4 protein-coding genes are annotated in these 4,901 nt (G+C 47.1%); 3 read left to right on the forward strand and 1 reads right to left on the reverse strand.

The window, feature by feature from the left end; translation table 11 throughout:
* Positions 1-80: 80 nt before the first annotated feature.
* Positions 81-380, reverse strand: coding sequence for a hypothetical protein (locus tag PLA23_RS10450; RefSeq protein WP_324331302.1), 300 nt, complete (start codon positions 378-380; stop codon positions 81-83).
* A gap of 146 nt (positions 381-526) precedes the next feature.
* On the opposite strand from PLA23_RS10450, the gene PLA23_RS10455 reads away from it, so the two are divergent.
* The 3 genes from PLA23_RS10455 to PLA23_RS10465 form a co-directional block, all read left to right on the forward strand.
* On the forward strand, positions 527-1,315 hold the full coding sequence (locus PLA23_RS10455) for a PP2C family protein-serine/threonine phosphatase (protein ID WP_324475140.1): 789 nt from the start codon (positions 527-529) through the stop codon (positions 1,313-1,315).
* Positions 1,315-2,925: a hypothetical protein gene (locus PLA23_RS10460; RefSeq protein ID WP_324331306.1), complete on the forward strand. Its 1,611-nt coding sequence runs from the start codon at positions 1,315-1,317 to the stop codon at positions 2,923-2,925. The genes PLA23_RS10455 and PLA23_RS10460 overlap by 1 nt, the downstream gene beginning before the upstream one ends.
* Positions 2,926-2,963: 38 nt before the next feature.
* Positions 2,964-4,901 (forward strand): serine/threonine-protein kinase (locus PLA23_RS10465; protein WP_324475141.1); only part of this gene is annotated, 1,938 nt, incomplete at its 3' end.

A 4,901-nucleotide genomic window follows, 5' to 3' on the forward strand; every position in this document is an offset into this window, starting at 1 on the left:
TGAATGAGCCATTCGTAGTAATTTCTATCTGACCATTATCAAACCGGAAGAAAAAAGTGATACAGTGATCAGGTTTCTGATCAGTCCATCTCAAGATCCATCTCAATCCCGCCCATTGCTCCCAGGGCAAGATTGTAGATAAAAGCGATAATTGCTCCACCAATAAACCCGAAGATTGCACCGAAAATAATCATTACGATAAGCGCCACAATGCCGGTTCCAATTCCCATACCAACATCCCCGGCAAGTCCCATAACACTACCCATGCCCAGTGCCATAATTATACCCATCAGCAGTCCATAAATAACTCCAAAAACGGCGCAAAATTTCGCTACACTCAGTACTCCAAGCCGCTTGATGATTGTCTGCCTTACGACCATATGCTCACAACCACCTATTACCTGCTTCTCCTATATAATAAATGATGTCTGCACAGGTCAGGTATCCACTCTATTCCAGGAAGGTATGCACCCCTATCTCTTTAGAGGAGAATATATCTCGTTCAAGCACGATGGTCATATAAGGTATGAATAAAACGAAACAACGAATTGAGGCATTCTTTTTCACCAATAAAGGGGGAGTCAGATCCAATAATGAAGACGGGCTGGTGATCCCCGGCACACTGATATCAGATCTCTCCATGGCCATTCCTGAATCCTATCACGGAGAGGGAGCCCATGCGATATTCTGTGTGGCCGACGGGATTGGAGGAGAACAGAAGGGAGAGGTGGCAGCCCAGCTTGTGCTGACCCATCTTCGGGACCATTATTTGGAAGTAGCTGATGAGGAAAGTTTTATAAAAGTAGTCTACGGTGCAAAAGATCAGCTGGAGGCATATGTAAAGAAAAATCCGGACTCATCAAACCTTGGATGCACCCTTGCCGGGGTTATCATTCAGGAAGACAAGGCGCATGTCTTTAACATCGGGGACTGCAGGGTATATCGGATAAACGGGAAATTTTTCGAGCGAATCACAAAGGATCATTCAGTCGTCCAGCATCTCCTTGAGGAAGGTGTTATCACTGAAGATGAGATGCGATATCATCCACGAAAGAACATCGTCACATCATCCATATCAGGCGACGGGATAAAGGACTCGATAAACGTCTGGTTTAAAACGATGGTGCTTCGTGACCAGGATATGTTCTTTATCTGTTCTGACGGGATATGGGAATGTTTCTCCCAGGATGAACTGGAGATGATCTATGAAAAGCACCCCGGCTATGCATTCTGTGAAAAAGTCCTTATTGCATCCCTTGCACGCCAGTCATCAGACAATGTGACGGCAATTCTGCTCTCAACCAGCCAGACATAATGAGTTCTCTGATCGTTGCCGATGTCGCCCTGGCATACCCTGATGGTGATTCACCCGGCCAGTCGTATCCGTGGATTGAAAAAAGAATCCTCGATGTCCTGTCCAGCGCAGAAAGACGGTTTGAGGCACTTGTTCTAAAGAACGAACGGGTCATCAGGCTTCATGATGAACTGAGGAAACTGGCAGAAAAAATTCTGACCCCTGATTATCATGCATGGAAGTCTCCGGAATCAGCCGCAAAGGAGATGGAACTCTTTTTTCGAAAGGCTGACCGGTTCAGAATCGTTCTTATTCAAAGCCTGCTTGAGGAGAATGAGATGCGACTTCTCGAAGCGATGTATGTGTCAGGTATTCAACGGTTTTTGTCAGATCTTATCTCTGAATCCCTGCTAAGTAGTGAAAATCCTGTGTACCTGGAATATGTACGGTCATTTCAGGAGATATCCACAATTGAACTCCACTCTGAACGGTTGGTCCGGTATAAATCGCTCATATCAGATCTGGCAACAGTATATTATTCTTCACGGGATGCCCGTCAGGCACTGACAGAACGAATAAACACGGTAAAAAAGGAGGCTTCATCTTTAGAACTTCAGAATATCTCACTTCCTGACCTGGCTATTCTTCATGACCTGCAGGATCGCCTCTCCGCTCTTGCAGATATCCCGGACATTGAGGAACAGAACGAGCGGCTGAGCAGGATCGAGGAAGCATATTCCGTGCTTGCACACCGGGTATCCGGCATTGAACATACCAGTATGCCCCATCCGGCCCGTGAGGAGCAGGATGATGCAAAAAAGAATGAGAAGATTGCAGATGAAGTCAGAATAGCACTCCTGACAATGGAGGCCGAATTCTTTCACGGGCGGATCAGGTTCTTTGATTATGACGAGACGGAAGGGTCTGATTATGAACCGGTCGCACAGGAGACCACCCCTGAGCGACTGATGCTGCAACGGGAGAATCTGCAGCTTGAGTATGGGCTGCTGAAGGAGAAGATCCCTGAAAAGACGGTCATACGGGAAGAACTGGAGGAGATCGTGCAGAATCTCTCTCTTGATCCTGATGCCGGTGCATTACTTGATGCCGCTCTACTTCTTTATCATGATCCGTTTCCTGAGCTTCGGGAGCTGTCGGTTATCAGAAGATCGTACGATGCATATTCCCTTCAAAAAAAGAGCAAATCCCTCTCAGATGTCCAATGGGCGGGTGTTACACAAGCACTTTTGGATGCCATGATGTCACGCGGATACCGGGTTACCCCACGAAAGATGACGAACCTTCGCGACTCGTTTCGGAGAGGAAATATCGAGGTCTTCTCCCCGGCAACACACTATTCAGTTCTGATCTCCATCAACCCCCTGGACGAGGTGGTCTTTCGACTGGTCAGGATTATCGACGGTCTGGACATTGATGAGCTGGACCCGGATCAGATCCAAAAAGAGAATGCTCTCGCCTCGTCGGTCTGGGATCAGGATTTTGAGATTATCAGGACCGAATTAAAAGAAAGACAGATACTTTTGATCGAACGACTCCGGAAAGGTCCTGAAGAAGTACCGGTTCAGCAGCTGACCAGGTTTGACCTCCTGACTGATGAACACATATCTTAATTCATAAGACTCCCTATACATGGTATCCGGAGTCAGGGATGATACCGGCCGATATGGATAGTCCGGAGAAGCGGGGCACAACGTTACGGGACGGTATGGCGGCTCAGGCTGAATCATCCCAACCGGCAGAGCCTGAGATTGTATCAGAATCCCAGCGGTATTTCAGAGGCTACCGGATTATGAAACAGTTTCCGGCAACCGGCGGAGAGGCCGATATCTGGCTTATCCAGAAGGACCGGGTCTATTATATCCTGAAACACTACCGGCTCGGGATTGAACCAAAGATTGATGTGCTTGATCAGGTTAGTCATATCTCGCTCCGCAACCCGAAAAACCTGATCAAGATCGTCGACTACGGGTTTGATGATGATTCGGAGCGATGGTATGAGATTCTTGAGTATGCACGGTATGGTTCCCTTCGTGATCTTGTTCAGAAGCAATCGATCAACAATAATACGTTTAAAGCTATCATTGAAGAGATTGCCTTTGGTCTGGATACCCTTCATAAAAACAATATCCTGCATCTGGATCTCAAACCGTCAAACATACTGATTCGCGAGCTCCGGCCTCTCAATCTGATCCTTACCGATTTTGGGATATCAACGCTGCTTGACAGTGAATTGTCCAGGCATATCACCACCACCAAGGGAACACCGATGTACTGGGCCCCGGAGCAGCTTGGAAATGTGGTCGGGAGAGAGTCTGATTACTGGGCACTTGGTGTCATCGCTCTTGAGATTACCGAAAAGAAACATCCGTTTGACGGGCTGAATCATAATCTCATCCTCTCGACACTGGCATCACGGGGGATCGTCCTCTCTGAACAGATAAACCCAGACCGGCTCATCCTTCTCAAAGGACTTCTTACCAGAAATCCCAAAAAGAGATGGGGGAAACGGGAAGTCTCACTCTGGCTCTCAGGGAAGAGAAATATTCCGGTATTTTATGAGGAAGAGCATACCGCACGGCTTGGGATCTCAAAACCGTATGAGTTTCATGATGAGAACTATTACAGCCTGCATGATCTCATGTATGCCTTCATTGGTGACCCGATCTCATGGGAGGATGCAAAGCGGCATATTGGCCGGGGGTATCTGCTCAGATGGCTTGAGGCAACCGAACAGTACAATAAGGCGGTCACAGTCTCTAAGTATATCGAGACATACCAGAATGAAGATGAACGGCTCCTCCTGATCGCAGCAGAACTCAACCATGATATCCCGTTTACCCTGTTTGGAAAGGTCATTGATATCACGAATATTGTATGGTTTCTGGGCCGATCCCTTAACCGGGAGCAGGATGAGAATGAGGAACGGATCATCACTATGCTGTTCTCCGGTGAGATTGAGGAGTTATATACCAAATTTCTGGAGATCACAAAGCAGGAAGTAAAGAGCGTCTTTTTCATGCGTCTTTTTGCATGGATAAAGAGTACCCCCCGGGGCACGACCGAACGGAAACGGTTGTTTCAGTACGCGAAAGTGCTCCAGGAACGGGAACAGGCCGGTATCCCAACCGAATGGAGTGCCAAGTCGGTCATTTCCATCATCTCCATCTATCAGAATTTTATTAAACTGTCTGCAAAGGCGGATGCGGATGAATGCAAAAAAGATATGATAACTGCTGCAAAGCATGCCCTGGCAGCCCAGGTTATTGAGCCTGATCTCCTGGTTGCCCTGGCATCGGCATTTGAAGAGCTATCGGATGATAAGTCAGCCAAAGTCCTCTTAAAAAAGGCCTACAATCTTGATATCCGAGTCCTGACTCTCCTGTTTAACAAGAGGAAAGGTCTTTCCCGGTTCAGATATTTTACCGCTCTGACCCGTGAGTATGAAAAGAACCTGATTTCCATCTCATCAGATCCCTGGAATGAGACGGCAACATTCTGGAAAGAGAAGTTCATTCAGTATTATCTTGATGATAATTTCTCTATTGCTCTTTCAATATCCGAGCGTCTCATTGAGATGGAAAAGATG

Source organism: Methanospirillum sp., from assembly GCF_035406105.1.
In the GTDB taxonomy this organism is placed as follows: domain Archaea; phylum Halobacteriota; class Methanomicrobia; order Methanomicrobiales; family Methanospirillaceae; genus Methanospirillum.

Excerpts from the sequence above, each read along its gene's own strand:
- PLA23_RS10450 (WP_324331302.1), bottom strand. The coding sequence starts at position 380 with ATGGTCGTAAGGCAGACAATCATCAAGCGGCTTGGAGTACTGAGTGTA.
- PLA23_RS10460 (WP_324331306.1), top strand. The coding sequence starts at position 1,315 with ATGAGTTCTCTGATCGTTGCCGATGTCGCCCTGGCATACCCTGATGGT.
- PLA23_RS10455 (WP_324475140.1), top strand. The coding sequence starts at position 527 with ATGAATAAAACGAAACAACGAATTGAGGCATTCTTTTTCACCAATAAA.